This is a genomic window from Streptomyces californicus (genome assembly GCF_000717645.1).
Taxonomy (GTDB): Bacteria; Actinomycetota; Actinomycetes; order Streptomycetales; family Streptomycetaceae; genus Streptomyces; species Streptomyces californicus.
Window position 1 is genome coordinate 30,093 of record NZ_JNZZ01000037.1, and the last position, 19,406, is coordinate 49,498.

General features: G+C 75.0%; 10 protein-coding genes. 3 read left to right on the plus strand and 7 right to left on the minus strand.

Annotation, left to right across the window (positions count from 1 at the left end; all coding sequences use genetic code 11):
* The first annotated feature begins 58 nt into the window (after positions 1–58).
* Complete coding sequence (locus IF19_RS0131735; protein ID WP_030277992.1) at positions 59–2,284, plus strand: bifunctional glycosyltransferase/CDP-glycerol:glycerophosphate glycerophosphotransferase; 2,226 nt, start codon at positions 59–61, stop codon at positions 2,282–2,284.
* A 23-nt stretch (positions 2,285–2,307) separates the two neighbouring features.
* Here the strand turns inward: IF19_RS0131735 and IF19_RS0131740 are convergent, their stop codons facing one another.
* From IF19_RS0131740 to IF19_RS0131765, 6 genes are all read right to left on the minus strand, one after another.
* On the minus strand, positions 2,308–3,450 hold the full coding sequence (locus IF19_RS0131740) for a glycosyltransferase (RefSeq protein ID WP_030119555.1): 1,143 nt from the start codon (positions 3,448–3,450) through the stop codon (positions 2,308–2,310).
* Positions 3,447–6,320 (minus strand): bifunctional glycosyltransferase/CDP-glycerol:glycerophosphate glycerophosphotransferase, encoded by a 2,874-nt coding sequence (locus tag IF19_RS0131745; RefSeq protein ID WP_030119554.1) that lies wholly within the window; start codon positions 6,318–6,320, stop codon positions 3,447–3,449. Before IF19_RS0131745 ends, IF19_RS0131740 begins: the two co-directional genes overlap by 4 nt.
* Positions 6,317–9,892: a bifunctional glycosyltransferase/CDP-glycerol:glycerophosphate glycerophosphotransferase gene (locus IF19_RS0131750; protein WP_030290232.1), complete on the minus strand. Its 3,576-nt coding sequence runs from the start codon at positions 9,890–9,892 to the stop codon at positions 6,317–6,319. The genes IF19_RS0131745 and IF19_RS0131750 overlap by 4 nt, the downstream gene beginning before the upstream one ends.
* A gap of 303 nt (positions 9,893–10,195) precedes the next feature.
* Positions 10,196–11,077: a TylF/MycF/NovP-related O-methyltransferase gene (locus IF19_RS0131755; RefSeq protein ID WP_030119551.1), complete on the minus strand. Its 882-nt coding sequence runs from the start codon at positions 11,075–11,077 to the stop codon at positions 10,196–10,198.
* Positions 11,078–11,088: 11 nt separating this feature from the next.
* On the minus strand, positions 11,089–11,862 hold the full coding sequence (locus IF19_RS0131760) for a methyltransferase domain-containing protein (protein ID WP_030119550.1): 774 nt from the start codon (positions 11,860–11,862) through the stop codon (positions 11,089–11,091).
* 221 nt (positions 11,863–12,083) lie between these two features.
* Positions 12,084–13,256, minus strand: a complete 1,173-nt coding sequence (locus IF19_RS0131765; protein ID WP_078580824.1) for a CDP-glycerol glycerophosphotransferase family protein — start codon at positions 13,254–13,256, stop codon at positions 12,084–12,086.
* Between the two features lie 100 nt (positions 13,257–13,356).
* Between IF19_RS0131765 and IF19_RS0131770 the strand changes: the two genes are divergently transcribed.
* Entirely contained in the window at positions 13,357–16,977 is a 3,621-nt protein-coding gene (locus tag IF19_RS0131770; protein ID WP_030277990.1) for a bifunctional glycosyltransferase/CDP-glycerol:glycerophosphate glycerophosphotransferase, read from the plus strand.
* Positions 16,978–17,269: 292 nt separating this feature from the next.
* Positions 17,270–18,529 carry a hypothetical protein gene (locus IF19_RS0131775; protein ID WP_030119546.1) on the plus strand — a complete coding sequence of 420 codons (1,260 nt, stop codon included), beginning with the start codon at positions 17,270–17,272 and terminating at the stop codon, positions 18,527–18,529.
* A gap of 73 nt (positions 18,530–18,602) precedes the next feature.
* Here IF19_RS0131775 and IF19_RS0131780 read toward each other — a convergent pair whose 3' ends face one another.
* Complete coding sequence (locus IF19_RS0131780; protein ID WP_170757438.1) at positions 18,603–19,229, minus strand: TetR/AcrR family transcriptional regulator; 627 nt, start codon at positions 19,227–19,229, stop codon at positions 18,603–18,605.
* Positions 19,230–19,406: the final 177 nt, after the last annotated feature.

Here is a 19,406-nt window from a genome sequence, read left to right on the forward strand (position 1 = left end):
TCCATCCGACGTTTGCGCTCTGCCTGGCTTCCGCGAACGATCGACCCCTGGATGTGTAGTGCCCCGGTTCTCCGTCATCGTGCCCGCGTTCCGGGTCCAGGCGTATCTGCACGCGTGTCTGGACTCGGTACTGGCCCAGTCCTTCAAGGACCACGAGGTCATCGTGGTCGACGACTGCTCCCCCGACGCCTGCGGGCCGATCGCCGACGAGTACGCCCGCCGGGACCACCGCCTCACCGCTCTCCACCTGCCGCGCAACACCGGGCTGGGCCCGGCCCGCAACGCCGGGATGGCCCGGGCCGCCGGCGACTACCTCGTCTTCCTCGACGGCGACGACACCCTGCTGCCGGACGCGCTCCAGTCCATCGCCGACCGCATCGACGCGACCGGCGAGCCCGACGTCCTGATGTACGACTACGCCCGTACGTACTGGACCGGCCGCAGCGTCCGCAACGTCCTCGGCTCCTACCTCGACGAGGACGGACCCGCCCGCTTCCGGCTCACCGAGCGCCCCGAACTGCTGCGCCTCCTCATGGTCGTCTGGAACAAGGCGTACCGCCGCGCGTTCGTCGAGGCCGAAGGGTTCGCCTTCCCGCCCGGCTACTACGAGGACACCCCCTGGACCTACCCGGTGCTGATGTCGGCCGGGTCGATCGCGGTCCTCGACGCCGTCTGCGTCTCCTACCGGCAGCGGCGGCGCGGCAACATCCTCTCGACCACCAGCGAGAAGCACTTCGACGTCTTCGACCAGTACGACCGGGTCTTCGCCTTCATCGACTCCCGCCCCGAACTCGCCCTGTGGCGACCGGTGATATTCCGGCGCATGCTGGACCACTTCTCCGCCCTGTACGCCTCCCCGGACCGGCTGCCCCTCCACCGCCGCGCCGCGTTCTTCCGCCGCGCCACCGCCGCCTGCCGCCGCCACCACACCCCCGGCGCCCCGGCCCCCCGCCGGGCCCTGCTCCGCCACGGCCTGCTGCGGCTCGGCGCGCGGCGCACCTACCGGGCCCTGTCGCTCGCCCAGCGCCTCGGCGGCCGGCTGCGCGCGGGCGCCGCCGCCGTCCGCCGGACGGTGCGGGGCGTCGCCCTGCGGACGCACTACCGCGTCCAGAGACTGCTGCCGCTGCGCCCCCGCGACGCGGCCTTCGCCACCCGGGGCGGCCGGGGGTACACGGGCGACCCGGCGGCGATCGAGGCCCGGGTCCGCGAGCTGGTCCCGGGGGCGCGGACGGCCTGGATCTGCCGGCCCGCCGACGCCCACACCGTGCCGGGCGGCACCCGGCGCCTCGCCCCCGGCACGTTCGCCCACTGGACGGCCCTGGCCCGCTCCGCGTACCTGGTGAACGACGGCGCCCTCGACCGGGGGCTGGTCAAGCGGCGGGGCCAGACCGTGGTGCAGACCCACGAGGGCACACCGCTGCGGACCGAGGGCACCGACCTGCTGGACCGGCCGGCCGCCGCCGGGTCCACCGACTTCGAGGGACTGCTGCGCGATGTGGACGCCTGGGACTTCGCCCTCTCGGCGAACCCGCACTCCACCCTCGTACAGGAGCGCGCCTATCCGTCCGCGTACACGACGCTGGAGTACGGCGCGCCGCGCAACGACGTCTACCACCGCACCGGACCGGCGGACGTGGCCCGGCTGCGGGAGGCGCTGGGCGTTCCGGAGGACGCCGTCGCCCTGCTGTACGCCCCGGTGCCCCGCGACTACCGGAGGATCCAGCGGCCCGCGCTCGACCTGGAGCGGCTGCTCCAGGTGCTCGGCCCTCGGTTCGTGGTGCTGAACCGGGCGCCCCGTCCGGCGGGTCCCGGAGTCCGCGCCCCGCACCCCCGGATCATCGACGTCAGCGCCCACCGGTCGGTGGAGACGACGGCGCTCGCCTCGGACGCGCTGATCACCGACTACGCGTCGCTGATGTTCGACTACGTCAACCTGGACCGCCCGGTGGTGCTGCACCTGGAGGACGTCGAGGCGTACGAGGCGGCCCGGGGCACGTACTTCGACGTCACCGCGTTCCCGCCCGGCATCGTGGCCCGGAGCCAGGACGAGCTGCTCGACGTCTTAACCACGGACCACTGGCGCGGCTCCCACGCGGCGCGGCTGCGGGCCGCCTTCCGGGCCCGGTTCTGCCCGTACGACGACGGGTACGCCGCCGAGCGGGTGGTGCGGCGGGTCTTCCTCAAGGAGACCGACGGGCTGCCGCTGCCGGTGCCGTACGCCGCCCGCCGGACGCCTGCGGCCCTGCCCGCCCAGGACGGGGCCGGGGCGGGCGTGCAGGGCTGAACGCCCCCGCTGAACACGGGTGTTCAGCGCTCCAGGAACGCGAACAGCTCCTCCCAGCGGCGCAGCGTCTCCGGTTCGGAGAACCGCTGGACGCCGGAGCGGGCACGGGCGCCGAGAGCGTCGCGCAGCCGGGGGTTGCCGGTGAGCCGCAGCAGCCGGTCGGCGAGGGCGGCGATGTCCCCGGCCGGCGCCAGGAGCCCGTCCTCGCCGTCGCGGACGATCTCGCGGACGCCGGGCGCGCAGTCGAAGGCGGCGCACGGGACGCCGCTGGCCATCGCCTCCAGCAGGGCTAGCGGGAAGCCCTCGCCCCGGGAGGACTGGACGAAGACGGAGGCGTCCGCGAGGGCGCGCTCCACGTCGTCGGTGCGGCCCATCCACTCCACGGAGCCGTCGAGGCCGAGCCCGGTGCACCGCGCCTTGAGCGCGGCCTCGTCCTCGCCCGCCCCGTGGACGCGCAGCCGCCAGTCGGGGCGGGCGGGGGCGACCAGCGCCCAGGTGTCCAGGAGGAGGTCGATGCCCTTCTGGTCGCTGAGCCGGCCAATGCTGGCGACGGTCTTCGCGGTGCGCGGGGAGGGGACGGCGGGGAGGCGGGCGAGGGCGTTGGGCAGGAAGCCGACGTTGTTCATGCCGTCGCCGGCCCACCGGTCGGCGTCCTCCTCGGTGAGGACGAGCCAGTGGTCCAGCTCCTTGTAGTGGTTCCTGATCCAGCGGTAGCGGTGGCTCGCGCGGGAGTAGTCGTAGGACTCGTGGCTCATGCCGATGACCCGGAGCCCGCTGGTGTCGGCCTCCCCGACCCACTCCATCGCCCAGACCTGGGTGACGATGACGACGGCGCCGGGCCGGGCGTCGGCGAAGATCCCGGAGAGCCGGGCGACCGCCCGCTTCTTCGCGGCGAGGCGGGCGGCCTCCTTGCGCCGGGTGGGGACGCGGAAGCGGTCGCGGACCCCCTGGGGCGTCCAGGGGGTCGGGGGGTGTGCGGGGTAGAGGGCGGTGACCGGGTGGGCGGGCCGCTCGGGCAGCGCCATGGTGAGGTCGGAGGCGTGGATGCCGATGGCGTGGATCCGGTGGCCCCGGTCGGCGAAGAGGCGGGCGGTCTGGTGCATCCAGCCGGTGACGCCGCCGAGTTCGTCGGTGCTGTTGGAGACGATGAAGATGTCGCGGCTCATCGGCCGGCCCCCCGGTCGTGGTCGGTGATGTGGCGGGCGTCGGGGCAGATCCGGGGCCCGAAGACGGCGGCGACGGTCCTGCGGGCCGCGTCGCCCCGGTCGTAGGGTCCGAACTCCCGTACGAACGCCTGGCGTTGGTCGGCCCATCGGGCGTCGGACTTCTTCAGCTCCGCGAGGACGCCGAACAGCTCCTCCTGGGTCGCGGTGACCGGCCCGGGGGCCTTCTCCCGCAGGTCGAAGTAGCTGCCGCGCTCGGCCGCGTACGCGTCGAGGTCGGGGGCGAACAGCACGACGGGCCGATCGAGGAGGGCGAAGTCGAACATGATGGAGGAGTAGTCGGTGACCAACACATCGGTGATCGCCAGGAGTTCGCTGGTGTCGTGATGGCGGGAGACGTCCACGACGGTGCCGGGCGGACAGACGGGCAGCCGCGCGGACTCCAGGTAGTGGGAGCGCACCAGCAGGGTGTGGGTGTCCCCGAACCGCTCGGCGAACTCCCGTACGTCCAGCAGGAGTCGGCTGCGGCGCTGCTTGCCGGGTCCGCCCCGGAAGGTCGGGGCGTACAGCACGGTCCTGCGGTGGTCGTCCAGCCCGAGTGCGGCGGCGAGCGGCGGGCGGGGCAGCCTCCCCTCGGCCTCGGTCCGGTCGCGCTCCGCGATCAGGACGTCGTTGCGGGGGTAGCCGGTGCGCAGGAGCCGTTCCTCGGGGATCCGGTAGGCGCGGGCGAGGGTGGCCACGTCGTGCTCGGAGCGGACGAGGAAGTGGTCGAAGCGGTCCACGGCCTGCTGGAGCCGCTCGCGCTGGGGTGCGTTCTGGAGCCGTACGCGGGTCTCGTCGAACCCCATCCGCTTGTACGCGGAACCGTGCCAGGTCTGGAGGTACGTGGTGTGCCGGGGCTTGCGCAGGTGTTGCGGGAAGCCCTGGTTGTCGACCCAGTACTCGGCGCGGGCCAGGGCCCAGAGATAGCGCCAGGACCAGCGGCGTACGAGGCGGGCGTCGTCCGGGAAGCCGGCCGGGGAGGGGTCGTAGGACCAGGTGGCGCGCAGTTTCGGGCCCCGGCGGCGGATCTCCTCGTACAGGGCGCGCGGGCTGTCCCCGTAGCAGGTGCCCATGTGGCTCTCGAAGACGACGGAGCCCCGGCGGACGGGGAGCCGGGTGAGCCAGGTGTTGTAGGCGGTGGCCTTGAAGCCGCGGGAGCGGTAGCGGTCGAGGCGCCCGCGCACCCCCCGGACGAGGAGCTTCGCCTTGCGGGCGGGGCGGAAGCGGGTGGCGTAGCGGACCAGGCGGCGGGCGGTGCGGGCCGGGGGGCGGCGGGCGGTCAGCCGGAGCGCGAAGTGGTCCTTGAGCGTGACGTAGGGCTCCCAGGTGTCCCCGGTGAGCCGCCCGAGGCGGGGGCGGGCGGGAAGCCCGGCGGCCGGCGCCACCTGGTCCTGCGGCGCGAACAGGTCGCTGACGGAGCGGGGCCCGTCGGGGCCGTCCGCCTGGACGGTCAGCCGCGCGTCCCACGCGGTGTCGCGCGGGCCGAGCGGGCGCAGGCGGCGCGTGACGTCGATCCGCGCGCGCCATGTGATCCCGTCGCCGTCGTGCCGGACGTCCTGGACGGGGAACGCTACGGCGCGCGCCCCGTCCCGGGCCCGGAACTCCAGGGCGGCGGTGAGCGGGGCACCGGGGCCGGGGCCGGTGTGACCGGGCAGCACGAGGCGGCCTTCGAGGAGCAGGACGCCCTTCTCGACGGTGGCGCGGGTGAGCCGGTTCATCAGCCGCATCGTGCCGAACGTGCGGTACTGGTGGCCGACTTCGGTGATGTCGAGGGCCACGTCCTCCGGGTCGCCGCCCCAGGCGACCCGTCCGTCCGGGCCGGTCGACAGGGGTGCGCACACGGTGGCGGGCCGGGCCAGCGCGTAGGCGGCGGCGAGGGTCTCCTCCGCGTCGCCCCGGGCCAGCAGGGCGACGGCGGCCCGCTCCAGCGGCGGCAGCTCCGGTACGCCGGTGCGGAAGGGGCCGGTCAGGACGCGGGCGGCGGTGGCGGCGGTCCGCTCGCGGCGGGCGGCGGGCAGCCGGGGGAAGGACCGGACGAGCGGGACCAGGTGGTCGCGGGCGAACGCCGTCTCCCGTCGCGCGCGCAGTTCGGGCAGGCCGTGGGCGATGAGGGTGTTGGCGACCCGGTGGTGGACCTGGACGAGGGCGGCGAGGTCGCGCGCCCGGTCCGGGGCGGCCCGGCCGGTGACGATGAGCCGGCGGACCAGGGCGATCCGGCCGACCGCGGCGGCGGCGAGCGGACCGAACAGGATCTCGCCGTGCGCCAGGTCCCCCTCGTACCGCAGCCCGTGCCGTCGCGCGGCCTCGCGGCGCAGGCAGAAGCCGGTCACCAGGGCGTCCCTGACGACGAGTTCGGGGGCCTCGGTGAAGTGGTTGAGCGTACGGGAGCGGGCGTACAGCTCGCCCTGCCAGGACGGCTCCCGCTCCTTGCCGCTCTCGTCGGCGGCCCGGCTCCAGCGGCCGGCGATCAGGTCGGCGCGGCTGGTCTCGCCGGCCTGCCAGAGGTTGCGGCAGGCGTGGGGGTGGAGGCGTTCGCCCGGGGTGAGGACCAGGACGTACCGGCCGGTCGCCGCGTCGAGCCCGGCGTTGCGCAGGGCTCCGGTGGTGCGGGCGGCGGGGTCGGCGTCCACGAGGCGGACCCGGTCGGGGTTCCGGTCGGCGAGGGTGCGGGCGGCGGCGCGGACGACGGGGTCGGCGGCGGAGGCGAGCACCACGACGGCCTCGGCCCCGCGCAGCGACTGGTCGAGCACGGAGGCGACGGAGGCGCGCAGGGCGGTGACGCCGCCGGTTCCCTCGCCGCCCCCGGTGACCACGCAGGTGAAGTCGATCACGCCTGCTCCCCCTCGTGCGGCTGGTCGTGCGCGAGCATCCGGTCGACGACCCCGGCGGCGGCGTTCCCGTCGTCCAGGTCGCAGAACGCCTCCCGGAACCGCTGGTAGGCGTCCCGGTGCCCGGCGGCGGTGAACTGCGGGTCGCGCAGGGCGGCGACGATCCCGGCGGAGTCGGGGATCAGCGGCCCGGGGGCGCGGTGCTCGAAGTCGAAGCAGAAGCCGCGCAGGGTGTCCCGGTAGTGGGCGAGATCGTGGGTGTGGAAGAACATCGGGCGGCCGGTCTGCGCGAAGTCGAACATGATCGAGGAGTAGTCGGTGACCAGCACGTCGCTGATCAGCAGCAGTTCGGCGACGTCGGGGTAGCGGGAGACGTCCCGGACGAAGGCGGTGTCGGGGACGCTCCCGCCGACGAGGTAGTGCCGCCGCACCAGCAGGACGTGGTCGTCGCCGAGGGCTTCGCGGGCCTGCTCCAGGTCGAGCGGGAGATCGGCGGCGTACCGTCCGGCCTTCCGGGGCCGGTCCTCGCGCCAGGTGGGGGCGTACAGGACGACCCGCCGCCCCTCGGGGATCGCGAGTTCCTCCCGTACGGCGGCGGCGACCTTGGCCCGGTCGGGGGCGTACAGCAGGTCGTTGCGCGGGTAGCCGCACTCCAGGACCTCGCCGCCGTAACCGAAGGCGCGGCGCAGGATCGGGGTGGAGAAGCTGTTCGGGGAGACGAGGACGCTCCACTGGGCGGACCGGCGCTCCATGGACGCCATGTAGGCGGCGTCGGCGTGCGGGGTGCCGGCGAGGTCGCGGCCGACACGCTTGAGCGGGGTGCCGTGCCAGGTCTGGACGACGCACTGGCCTTCCGCCCGCTCGAACCACTGGGGCAGATGGGTGTTGGTGACGATCCACCGGCTGCGGGCCAGCGCCTCGTGCCACTCCGCGCTGTGCAGGGCGACGGGACGGACGCCTTCGGGGACGGCCGCCTGCTGGTCGCGTACCACCCACAGGTGCTCGATGTCGGCCCCGCGCGCGGTCAGTTCGCGGTGGACGGCGCGCGGGGAGTCGGAGAACTGGCGGCCGTCGAAGCTGGAGTAGAGGACGGCGGGCCGCAGTTCGTCCGCCGTACGGGCCCGGAGCGCGGCGTACCGTTCGCGCTGGATCCGCTGCCCGTACGCGCCGCGCACCGTCACCGGCAGGGGGCTGCCGGACTCCAGGGCGAGACGGTCGTGGTGGCGCCGCTGGAGCGTGAAGTCCCTCCCCAGGAACGTCTGTTGCCGGGGGAAGGAGTGGTGCAGGGTCGAGCCGAGCCGGAGCGGCCGGTACGCCTCCGGGTCCCGCTCCCCCGGCACGCGCAGGTACGGGTACCACCGGCCTTCGGCCAACGGCACGGTGCCGCCGACGCCGCCGACGGCGGAGGGGTCGAGCACGGCACGGAAGCCGCCGTCGTCCGCACGCTCCAGGGGCACGACGGCCTCTTCCTGGTGGCCGCTGTGGCGCAGGACGAGTTCGTGGGCGGTGACGGTGGGTTCGGCGAAGGTTCCGGCGAGGGTGAGTTCACCCGAATCCGCCCAGTCGGCGGCGGTGACGACGGGCTGGACGGCCCGGTCGGTGAGGACGAGGTCGCCGGAGGGGTTGGGGCCTGCGCACAGCTCCCGGCCGCCCGGCAGCGGATAGCACCCGTCGGGCGCGTCGGAGCGGGCGGCCACCGTCAACGGCCGCCCTTCCGTCACGAGTTGGACGCCCCAGATGTCGTCCCCACCGCGGAAGGCGCTGAGCGGGACGTCGGCCGTACGGGTGCCGGCCGAACCGCGCAGGGCGTACTCGCGGGTCTCCTTGGTGCGCCACTCGGTGAGCCGGAGGGCGACCGGTCCGGCGGGCCCGAGGATCTTCACCTCCAGGCGGACCGCGCCCTCGACCGCCGACTGCCGGGTCAGCACGGCGGCGACGCGTTCGGTGCGCAGCTCCAGCTTGTTGCCGGAGAGGACCGGGACGACGCGGGTGCCCTCGTCGGTGTAGGCCACGGCGGGCGGGGCCGGGGTGCCGACGAGCCGCATCGGCCCCCGGCGCGGCCGACCCGCGCCGATGACGACGGCCTCCAGCTTCCAGGTCGTCCGCCCGGGATCCGCCTTCGTCCCTGCCTTCGCCGGCTTCGCGTGCTTCCCGGCCTTCGCCGCGAGGGCGCGCGGGTCGATCACGGCCTCGAAGCCGGCGCGGTCGTAGCGGTGCAGCGAGCGGCCGGACCGGGCGGTCGCCTCCTCGCCGGGGGCCGGACGCAGTCGCAGCGGGACGAGCCGTCTCCCGGCGCGCAGCCAGCCGAGCCGGGGCCGCCCACCGGGGGCGTTGCGCACGTAGGCGTACCCGGTCAGGTGCAGCAGCCCGTCCCGCCAGACGGCCTCGGTGAGGTGGGCGTGGACGGGCAGGTCGGCGGGGGCGAGCGCGGTGGCGGAGGGTGGCAGCGGGTTCCGGACGGCGGGGTGGTGGGCGCGCGGCCGGAGCCGTCCGCGTACGTGGAAGGTGTCCCGGTCCTTCTTCTCGTCGGCGAGGAGGGCGAGGAGTTCGGGCAGCCGGCGTTCACGGATGAGCTGCCACTTGACCCGCAGGTGCAGGGGCAGCGTGGCGAAGACGTCGGGCTCGACGGTGGCGGCGAAGGCCCCCGCGTGCTCCAGGAACGCCTCGTGGAACGCGGCGTCGCCGTCCGGCAGGGCCTCGATGAACAGCCACAGGTCACCGGAGAGGGCGTGGGCGTCGTAGCGCCGCTTGGCCTCGGCGGCCTCCGCTCCCGCCTTCGCGCCCGCCGCTCCGGCGCCCCCTGCCGCTGCTCCTGCGGTTTCGGCCGCTCCCGCCGCGTCGGACCGCTCGGCCAGGAAGCGGCTGACGGTGGTGACGGCGGCGGCCCGGTCGCGGATGCCCTGGGGGACGGCCCGCCGGGTGGTGATCGAGCCGTCGCGGTCGCGCCAGTGGTAGACGGGCTCCTCGACGACGTCGACCGAGCGGGCCAGGAAGTGGGCGGGCAGGACGACGGCGATGTCCTCGTACAGCACTCCGGTCGGGAAGGCGAAGGCGTGCTCGTCCCAGAAGGCGCGGCGGAAGACCTTGTTGCAGGCGATGCGGTCCCCGAGCAGGATCCAGTCCCGGGTGACATGGGTGGCCCGGCGGGCCTTCTCCATCGGCTTGCGGAACATCGGGGACTGCTCCAGCGCCCCGCCCACCCGCAGCCGCAGCACGTTGCCGGTCGCGAAGTCGGAGCCGGAGGAGTCGAGTTCGGCGAGCATACGAGCGTACGCGCCGGGCGGAACGACGTCGTCGCTGTCCACGAACGTCAGGAACTCCCCGCCCGGGTGGGCCTCGCGGACCCCGGCGTTGCGGGCCGCGCCGAGCCCGGCGTTCTCCTGCCGGATCAGCCGGAAACGGGGGTCGCGCTCGGTGAACTCCTGCGCGATGCGCGGGCCTTGGTCGGTGGAGCCGTCGTCGACGAGGACGACCTCCAGGTCGGGCATGGTCTGCTCGGCGAGGGAGGCCAGGCAGGCACCGATGTACTCCTCCACGTTGTAGAGGGGGACGACGACGGTGAGACGGGGTGCCATCGCGGCGCACGGTCCTTCCGGGGCGGACGACATCGGGGCGGATGAGCGTCGGTGGGCGGGGATGTCCGGCCCGAGGTGTGGTGGGCCTCGGGCACGAAGGGCGTTCAGAGCCGTTCGGGGAGCCGTTCAGGGGCCATGCGGTACAACCCGCACCGGATGGCGGGGTCACCCGAGGGGGTCCGTTCGGGTGACGGGACGGGCGGAGTCACGCGCCGGGGGGCGCGCCCGGAGCGCGTTCGAGCCCCGTACCGGGGAGGGCACGGGGCTCGGTGCGCGGGCGCCGCCATGGGGAGGAGAGGCGGGTCAGGGCTTGACGGCGATCCGGCCCTCGTCCATGCGGAGCAGCAGCAGCCGTTCGCCGGTCTTCTCCAGGAACTCGTCCACGGCCTGCCGCGATCCCTGCCAGTAGCCGTAGTCGTCGATGAGGAGCACACCGCCGGGGACCAACCGGTCGTACAGGTGCTCCAGTTCGTGCTTGGTCGAGGCGTACCAGTCGGTGTCCAGGCGCAGGATCGCGATCTGCTCGGGGGCCTGCCCGGGGACGGTGTCCTCCACCCGGCCCCGCACGTAGTGGACGCGCTCCGCGGGGTACGGCACGGTCTCGAAGCCCGCCTTGACGTCCTCCAGCGAGGCGACGGCCCAGATCGGCCGGTCCTTGCCCTGGGCGTCCAGCAGCTCCTGGGCCGGCCGGCCGTCGCGCCGCAGGTCCTCGGCGGTGGGCGGGGTCATGCCCTCGTACGTGTCGAAGAGGTACAGGTCGCGTTCGGTCTCCCCGAGCGACAGCAGGGTCTTGGCGCACGCCTGCATCGAACCGCCGCGCCAGACACCGCACTCGACGACGGCGCCGGGGATGTCGTGCCGGGCGATGTACCGGGTGGCGAGAATGAAGGCGTTGAGCCGCTCCGGCGAGGTCATCGAGAACGGCTTGACCGCGCGGATGACGTCCTTCGCCTCGTCGTCGTAGTCCGCGGGGAACGCGGGAGCGGACTTCTTCGCCTTCGGCTTCGCGGCGGGCGCGGGGGCCGCCGGGGCCGCGTCCGGTGCCGGGGCCGGGGCGGCGGGGGCGGTGCGGGCGGCGGGCACGGTGACGCGCCTGAGCTGGTAACCGGTGAGCTGCTGAAGGACGCCGTTGACGGCGTTGCGCCAAGCCATGCCCCGGGACAGTACGCGCGGTTTGCGCCACATGTCATCTTTCGTCAACCTGTCATTGATCGGGGTGACTCCTGTTCGAGCGAGGCGGTCTGCGCGGGCACGCTCTTCGGGCGCCCGCACTCCGCGCGGCCCTCCACCGGCGGGGGCAGCGTGACGCCGTCCACCCCGCCGACCCGGTTGGCCCACCAGACCGCCAACTCCCGTACGGCGAACATGGTCAGGCGGGGGTAGCGCGCGGGCTTGCGGAAGACGCCGACGGAGTCGCCCCAGTAGGCGGCCTTCTTGTCGATGGCCCGGTAGTCGTGCCAGATGCCCCGTTGCGGCGGGAAGTCGGTGTACGCCTCGCGCAGTTCGAGCCGGGAGTGGGCGGCGAGCGCGCGGAAGCCGTCCGGGTAGTAGCGCCAGCAGTCCTGCGCGTCGTGGACGTGACCGCGGGAGGGGGCGGTGATGAACGCGTGCCCCCCGGGCTTGAGGACCCGGGCGATCTCCAGCATCGACGCCCAGAAGAACGGGATGTGCTCGAACGCCTGCCCCGACAGCACGACGTCGGCGCTGTTGGAACGGGCGGGGATGCGGTACGGCTTCGTCATCACGGCGTCCACGTTGGGCCCGTCCTGCACGTCGACCCCGAAGTAGTCGACGGGGTGGCCTGCCAGGAGCGCCCGGTGGGTGCGGGTCTGCTTCCCGGAGATGCGGGAGCCCAGGTCGACGACCCGGTACGCGCCGCCGTGGCCGGAGCCCTTGCCGGACGGGGGTCCTTCGACGGGCAGGTACTCCTTGACGCAGAGTTCCATCTGCTCGTAGGCGGACCGGTGCATGGACGTCTCCCAACATGGCGGGGCGAGCGGGCTGTGGGGCTCAACGACCGCGCGGTGCGGAGGAATCGGGGCGGCCCGGCCGAATGAGCCATCCGGGTGGCGGGCCGTCGGCCGGGCCGCCGCGCGGTCGTCGGGCCGGGGCACCGCGCGTTGCCCGGGACCGGCGGCGCTACGCGTTCCTCGGAACCGGAGGGGCCAGACGTTCCTCGGGACCGGCGGCCTCACGCGGGCGCGGCGAAGAAGTGCCGTACGACGCGTTCGGCCGCGCGCCCGTCGTCGTACGGGCAGAACCGCGCCCGGAACGCGGTGCGCAGCGCGGCCGCCTCCGGGGAGCGCCACTCCCCCGTGCGGAACACGTCGGCCAGCGCGGCCGGGGTGGTGGTGACCGGCCCCGGGGTGTCGCCGGGCCGGCCGGAGAGCAGGTCGAAGTAGGTCCCGCGGACGGCCCGGTAGGCGGCCCAGTCGGGGGCGTGGACGACGATCGGGCGGTCGAGGCAGGCGTAGTCGAAGGTGAGGGAGGAGTAGTCGGTGATCAACGCGTCCGCCGCCAGGCAGAGTTCTTCGATCCGGGGGTGCCCGGTGACGTCGAGGACGCGCGCCGACCCGGTGGCGGCGGGCCCGGCCGACCGCCCGTAGAAGTAGTGGGCGCGCACCAGGACCACGTACTCCGGGCCGAGTTCGCCCGCGAGGCGTCGCGGGTCGAGGTCGGGGACGAAGCCGTCGCGGTAGTCGCGGTGGGTGGGGGCGTACAGCAGGGCGGTCTGCCCCTCGGCGATGCCCAATCCCGCCCGGACCCGGGCGATCTCCTCGGCGGTGGCGGTGAAGTACACGTCGTTGCGCGGATATCCGAGGTCGAGCCGTTCGTACCCGCCCGGGTAGACGTGGTCCCACACCTCGGTGGAGTGCGGGTTGGACGAGAGGCTCGCGTCCCACTGGCCGACGTGGGCGAGGATCTTGTCGAAGTCGGTCGTGCGGGCGAGGGCGGGGTAGGCGCGCTGGTCGAGGCCCATGGTCTTGAGGGGGGTTCCGTGATGGGTCTGGAGGTAGCGCTGTCCGGGCCGTTTGGTGAAACCCCCGGGAAAGCTGGAGTTGTTGACCAGATAGGTGGCGGTGGCCATGGCCCGCCAGTAGGGGCGCGAGCCCTCGATGACGTACGGCACACCGGGCGGCATCCGGTCCCGGTGGCGGGAGGAGACGACCCACAACCCCCGTACGTGCGGCACCAGTTCGCGGGCCTTGGCGTGGATCGCCGCCGGGTTGCAGGCGACCCCCCGGTTCCAGTACGCCCCGTAGACCGCGAGATCCGGGTCGAGCGGGCGGCGCAGGTCGGCGCGGTAGACGGCCCGCAGGACCTGCCTGCGGACGTACCGCTTCACGGAAGCTCGGGTGGGCATGGCAGCCGAGCGTACTGGCGGGGTCGGCGGCGGGCGGGTCGTGTTCACCCGTTCGGGTCAGCATCGGTGACCCCGGGACCGGCCCCGGGTTGACCAGGACATGAAGCCACTCCTCAGCGTCGTCGTTCCCGTCCACAACGTCGAGGCGTATCTGGAGGACTGCCTCCGGTCGGTGGCGGACCAGACCCTCGACGCGATCGAGGTGGTCATGGTGGACGACGGTTCGACGGACGGCAGCGGCCGGATCGCGGCGGAGTTCGCCGCCCGGGACGCCCGCTTCCGGCTGGTGCGGCAGCCGAACGCCGGGCTGAGCGCGGCGCGCAACACCGGCGTCCGGCACACCACCCCCGGGGTCCCCTACCTGGCGTTCGCGGACAGCGACGACATCGTCGTGCACGACGCGTACGAGCGGATGACGGCCTCGCTGGAGTCCACCGGCTCCGACCTGGCGACGGGCAACGTGTGGCGGCTGACCGGGCAGGGTCGGCAGCAGGCGTGGCAGTACCGCTGGCTCACCGCCGCCCGGCCGCGTACCCACATCACCCGGGACCCGCGCCTGCTGGCCGACCGGGTGGCGTGGAACAAGGTGTTCCGCCGCTCGTTCTGGGACGCGCACGGCTTCGCCTTCCCCGAGGGCAGGCTGTACGAGGACACCCCGGTGATGATCCCCGCGCACTACCTCGCCGGTTCCGTGGACGTCCTGCGCGAGCACGTCTACTACTGGCGCGTGCGGGAGGGCTCGATCACCCGGCGGCGGACGGACGTCACGGGCGTACGGGACCGGATCGCCGCGTGCGAGCAGGTCAGCGCGTTCCTCGGCGGCCGGGACGCGGAGCAGCGGCGGGCGTACGACGCGTCCTGTCTGCGGGACGACTTCGGGTACTTCCTGGACGGCCTGCCGCTGGGCGGCGAGGCGTACCGGTCGGCGTTCCTGGAGGGCGCGGGCGCCTTCGCCGACCGGGCGGGCGCCGGGGCGCTGGAGGGGCTGCCGGTGGAGCTGCGCGTCAAGTGGACGCTGGTGCGGGAGCGGCGGCTGGACGAGCTGCTGGAGGTGCTGGCCTTCGAACGGGCCAACGGGCCGGGCGTGTTCGCCGTCGCGGGGCCGCCGGGACGGCGCCGGGCGGTGTACCCCGGCGTGCGCGGCGCGAGCGCCCGGCTCGCGCGGACGGACGTTCCCGCCGTTGCGCGGCTTCTGGAGGCGCGGTGGGACGTGGACGGGAAGCTGCGGCTGCGCGGGTACGCGTATCTGCGCAACCTTCCCGCCGGTCCGGTGCACCGGCGGCTGACGGTGGGCGTGGTCCGGGCGGAGCGGGGCCGCCGGGTGCGCCCCGTGCCGGTGCGGTCCGTGGACGCGCCCGAGGCGACGGTCGCCTCCGGTCAGGAGCTGCACGACTACGACCGCGCGGGGTTCGAGATGGTCCTCGACCCGGACCGGCTGCCCGCCCCGGCGGAGGGCGGCGGCTGGCTGGTGGGCCTGGTCCTCGCGGGGCCCGGGGCGGTGCGCCGGGTCGCGGTCCGCGCCCCGGACGCCGGGGCGGACCAGCCGCTGGTGCACGACCTGGGCGACGGGCGGCGGGCGGTGCTGGACTACCGGGGCGGCCGCCTCCGCCTCACCGTGACCCGCCTGCGCGCGGTGGCGGAGGCCCACCGGGCTGTCGCGGAGGGCGGGGCGCTGGTGGTGCGGGGCCGGGTGCTCGACGGCGCGAGGCCGGTGGCGCTGCTGCTGACGCGGGAGGGCGAGGGGGACGGGGAGCGGCCCGTCGCGGGAGAGCGACCCGTAGTGGGAGAGCGACCCGTCGCGGGAGAGCGTTCGTTCCCGAGGGAGTCCTCGTTGCCGGTGGAGCGTTCGTTCCCGGTGATGTACCGGGCGGGGGGCGCCGGGACCTCGTCCGGACCGGCGCGTCCGTCCGGCGGGGTGGCGTTCTCGGTGCGCGTGCCCGTCGCCGAGCTGGCCGACGCCCCGCCCGCACCGCACCGGGCCCCCCGCGAGGTCGAGGCCGCCGGCGGGGCGCGGTGGCGGGCGCGGCTGCTGCTCCCGGGCGGCGACCGCGTCCCCCTGCCCGCCGCCCCGGACCTGCCGCCGCCCGCGCACGCGGACGCGGCGGGCGATCTGGTGCTGGACCTGGCGGGCCCTCCGTACGCGGACCTCGTGGAGCGCACCCCGGACGGGGGCCTGCGCGTCTCGGGGACGTATGCGCCGGGGGCGTGCGCCGAGGGGGCGGCGGATGCGCCGGAAGCCGCGTGCGGCATCCGCGTCGTCCTGCGCCACGAGACGCTGCGCGAGGAGGTACGGGTCGCGGAGGCCGTCGCGGGCGCGGAGACCGGCACGTCCCGTCGCCGGTTCTCCGTGCTGATCGCCCCGCCCCTCGCCGAGGGGCGGTGGGAGGTCCGCCTGAACGGGCTCCCCGTACGCCTCCTCGGTTCCACCGCCGCGCGGCCGGCCGGCGACGAAGGCGGGGGCGGTCCCGTGGGCGCCCTGCGCCCGGAGCGGCGCCACGGCGACCGGCTGACCGTCGTCGCGGAGCCCGGCCTTCCCGCGCACGCCGGGCGGAGTGCGTACAGCAGGCGGCTCCTGCGCGCCGCGCACCACCCCGCCCGGCGCACGCCGGGCGGACTTCCGCTGCGGGACACCGTTCTCTACGCGGGCGGCGACTCCCCGCGCGCCGTACACACCGAGCTGGTGCGCCGGGGCACGGAGACCGAGCACCTGTGGGTCACCGGCACCACCCCCGGCCGCGCCACCCCCGTACCGCCCGGGGCGCGGGCCGTCCCCGTGCACAGCGCCGACTGGTACGAGGCGCTGGCCCGCTCCCGGCGGATCGTCACGGACGGGCAGTTGCCCGCGTGGTTCGAGCGGCGTCCGGGCCAGACCGTCGTCCAGACCTGGCACGGCACTCCGCTGGGCCGGTTCGGCATCGGGCTGACGGACACCCTCTACGCCGATCACCAGTACCTCGCCACCCTGCCGCGGCGGTCGGACCAGTGGTCGGTACTGGTCTCCCCGAGCACCTTCGCCACCCCCTGGCTGCGCCGCTCGCTCGCGTACCACGGGGAGGTGCTGGAGGCCGGATCGCCCGCCAACGACGTGCTGTTCCCGCCCGACCGGGACAAGGCCGCCGAGGAGGTCCGGCGCGGGCTCGGCCTCCCGGAGGACCACCGGATCGTGCTGTACGCCCCGACCTACCGCGACCACCTGGCCCACCTCCCGTCAGCTTCCCCGGACCGCTCGGCCCCCGGCCCGTACCGCTGGGACCCGGCGCTCGACCCCCGCGCGCTGGCCCGCGCGCTCGGCCCCGGCCACACCGTGCTGGTCCGGCGGCACCCCCGGGTCACCGGCGCGCTCCAGGACGGCCCCGGCGTGCTCGACGTGTCCGGGCGCCCGGGGGCGGCCGGGCTGCTCCTGGTCGCCGACGTCCTGGTGACGGACTACGCGGGGCTGATGTTCGACTTCGCGCTGACGGGCCGGCCGATGCTCTTCCACACGTACGACCTGGAGCACTACCGCGACACCGTGCGCGGCTTCTGCCTCGACTTCGAGACGCGCGCGCCGGGACCGCTGCTGGTCACGACGGACGAGGTGGCGCAGGCGCTGCGCGACACCCGGGCGCAGACGGCCCGGCACGCGGACGCGTACGAGAGCTTCCGCCGCGACTTCTGCGACCTGGACGACGGCGGCGCGGCGGCCCGGGTCGCGGACCGGCTGCTGGCCGACCCGGCATAGCGCCCGCCCCACGCGACGCCCCGCACGGCACCCGGCGCGACGCCCGGCATGACACCCGGCCCGACGCCCTGTGCGACGACCGGCATGACACCCGGCGTCGCCCCGGGGCGCAACGGACGACCGGCATGACACCCGCCGTCGCACCGGAGCACAACGGACGACCGGCATGACACCCGCCGTCGCACCGGGGCGCCGCAGCCGTCCCGGGGCCGTCCCCGCCGATCCGTCGCCCGGAATCCCTCGGACGGGTGGCCGCGGGGAGAACCGGCGCGTCGCACGGAACCCATGAGGCGTGCCCCTCTTCTCCGCTGCCTCCGCCGCGTCCACCGCCGCCCCCGACCTGCCCTCCGCCGCGACCGACGGCGACGGGAGAGGCAAGGCCGCCCGGCCCCCGCTCTGGCTGCCGTCGCCGTACCTCGTGCTCGGCGGTCTGCTGTGGGCGGTGCTGTCGGCGGCGGCCTGGCGGACCCCGCTGTGCTGCGAGGCCGGGCTCCAGGCCGCGATCGTCGAACGGTTGCGGGCGAGCCTGCTGCACCCGGCGTTCCCGATGACGGACCTGCCCGCCGTCGCGAGCGCGCACTACTCCCCGTACGCGCTGCTCCAGGGGCTGACCGCCCGCGCCACCGGGCTCGCCGGACCGTCCGTCGTCGCGCTGGCCGCTTCGGTGAACCTGCTGCTCCTGCTCACCGGGATCGGCCGGCTCACCCGGCAGCTGACCCCGAACCGCTGGGTGCCGGTCGTCGCCCTGGTCCCGCTGGCGCTGATCCACTGGGCGGACCCGGCCCGCTGGAGCGCCCCGAGCACGTTCGCGGTGGCGGTGACCCTGCACCTGTGGGCGTGGACCGGGTGCGCCGCCGTCCGGGCCCCGCGCCCCGGCGACCCGAAGCCCGGCCGGGCGCCCACCTGGCCGGAGGCGGCCGGGATCGGCGTCCTGCTCGGGCTCGTCCTGTTGGTCCACCCGCTCACGGCGATCGGCGCGGCGATCGGCTGCCTGGCCCTGATCGCCGTACGGACGCGGACCCGGATCAGGCCGATCCTGTCGCGCTGGGTGTTCGCCGCGGTGTGCGCGGTCGCCGTGGCGGCGGTGTGGCCGTACTACAACGGGCTGACCGCCCCGCGTACGCCTCCGGAGGGCCGGACGACGCGGCCCCCCGCGATCGGCGAGGGGGTGCGGGCGGCGGCCGGCGGAACGTACGCCTGGGCGACCGCTTACGTGCCGCCGGGCGAGGTGGTCCTGACGGACAGCCGCCCGGCGATGTACGCGCTGGCCGGGCACGGGGCGTACGTCCTGGCCGACGCACTGCCGGACGCGGGCCTCGCGACCGGCGAGCGGCGGGAGCGCAGCCGGGCGGTCGCCGCCTATCTGGACACGTCGACCCCGCAGGCCCGGCGGGACGGCATCACCGGCCGGTACGGCGTGCGATGGCTGCTGCTCACCCGCAACCAGCGGCTGCCGGAGAACGCGACGGTGCTGGCGTTCAGCCCCCGTACGGGCGAGGTGCTGGCCCGGGTGGGAGGGCCGGGCAAGGCGGCCCAGGCGTCGGCGAGGTGACCGGCGGGGACGGGCGCGAAGGCGGACACGGGGACGAGCGCGAACGCGGACACGGCCGGAGCGCGCACCCGGCTCACTGACCGGATCGCTCACCGGGGTGCTGGAGGGCGGCGACCGCCGAGTCGGCCAGGTCGTCCAGGTACCCCTTCGGCAGCTCGCCGCGCACGACGACCAGGCGCCAGTACAGCGGCCCGACGATGAGGTCGAGCGCCCGGTCCGGATCGCTCCCCTCCGGCAGCTCGCCCCGGGCCACCGCCTCCCGCACCACGACGGCGGCGACGCCCTGCTGCTGGTCCAGGAGGGCGGCCTTGATCGCCTCGGAGATCTCCGGGTTGCGCACCGCCTCCACCAGCAGGTCCGGGATGACCTGCGAGGCGACCGGGTGGCGCAGGGCGTAGGCGGCCAGTTCGAGGACGGCACGCACGTCCCCGTACAGCGAACCGGTGGCCGGGGCGGGCATCCCCTGGGCGGCGACGGCCGCGACCAGGTCGAGGACGAGTGCCAGCTTCGACTTCCAGCGGCGGTACACGGCGGTCTTGCCGACGCCCGCGCGCCGGGCGATGCCCTCGATGGACATGCGGGCGAACCCCACGGCGGCCAGTTCCTCGAAGACGGCGGCGCGGATCGCGTCCGTCACGTCCTCCCGCAGGACGGCGGCGCCCGCAGGGGCTCGGCGGCGGGTTCCCCGTTCGGTGGTCATGGTCCGCATGATAGTCCGCCGCGACGAAACGGTTGCGTTGCGACGTACAAACGTCCTACTCTCGGCGTTGCGACGATACGGTTGCGTCCCAACGAGGGCGTCCCCACGGGACCGTGTCGTTCCGCCGCGCCTCCCCCACTCCCACGCCCCGCCCACTCCCCTCGCCTTCCCCCACCC

Bases quoted from the DNA above. Each gene is read 5' to 3' on its own strand.
- IF19_RS0131760 (WP_030119550.1), bottom strand. From the start codon at position 11,862: ATGCACCGGTCCGCCTACGAGCAGATGGAACTCTGCGTCAAGGAGTAC.
- IF19_RS0131780 (WP_170757438.1), bottom strand. From the start codon at position 19,229: ATGACCACCGAACGGGGAACCCGCCGCCGAGCCCCTGCGGGCGCCGCC.
- IF19_RS0131755 (WP_030119551.1), bottom strand. From the start codon at position 11,077: ATGTGGCGCAAACCGCGCGTACTGTCCCGGGGCATGGCTTGGCGCAAC.
- IF19_RS0131765 (WP_078580824.1), bottom strand. From the start codon at position 13,256: ATGCCCACCCGAGCTTCCGTGAAGCGGTACGTCCGCAGGCAGGTCCTG.
- IF19_RS0131750 (WP_030290232.1), bottom strand. From the start codon at position 9,892: ATGGCACCCCGTCTCACCGTCGTCGTCCCCCTCTACAACGTGGAGGAG.
- IF19_RS0131770 (WP_030277990.1), top strand. From the start codon at position 13,357: ATGAAGCCACTCCTCAGCGTCGTCGTTCCCGTCCACAACGTCGAGGCG.
- IF19_RS0131740 (WP_030119555.1), bottom strand. From the start codon at position 3,450: ATGAGCCGCGACATCTTCATCGTCTCCAACAGCACCGACGAACTCGGC.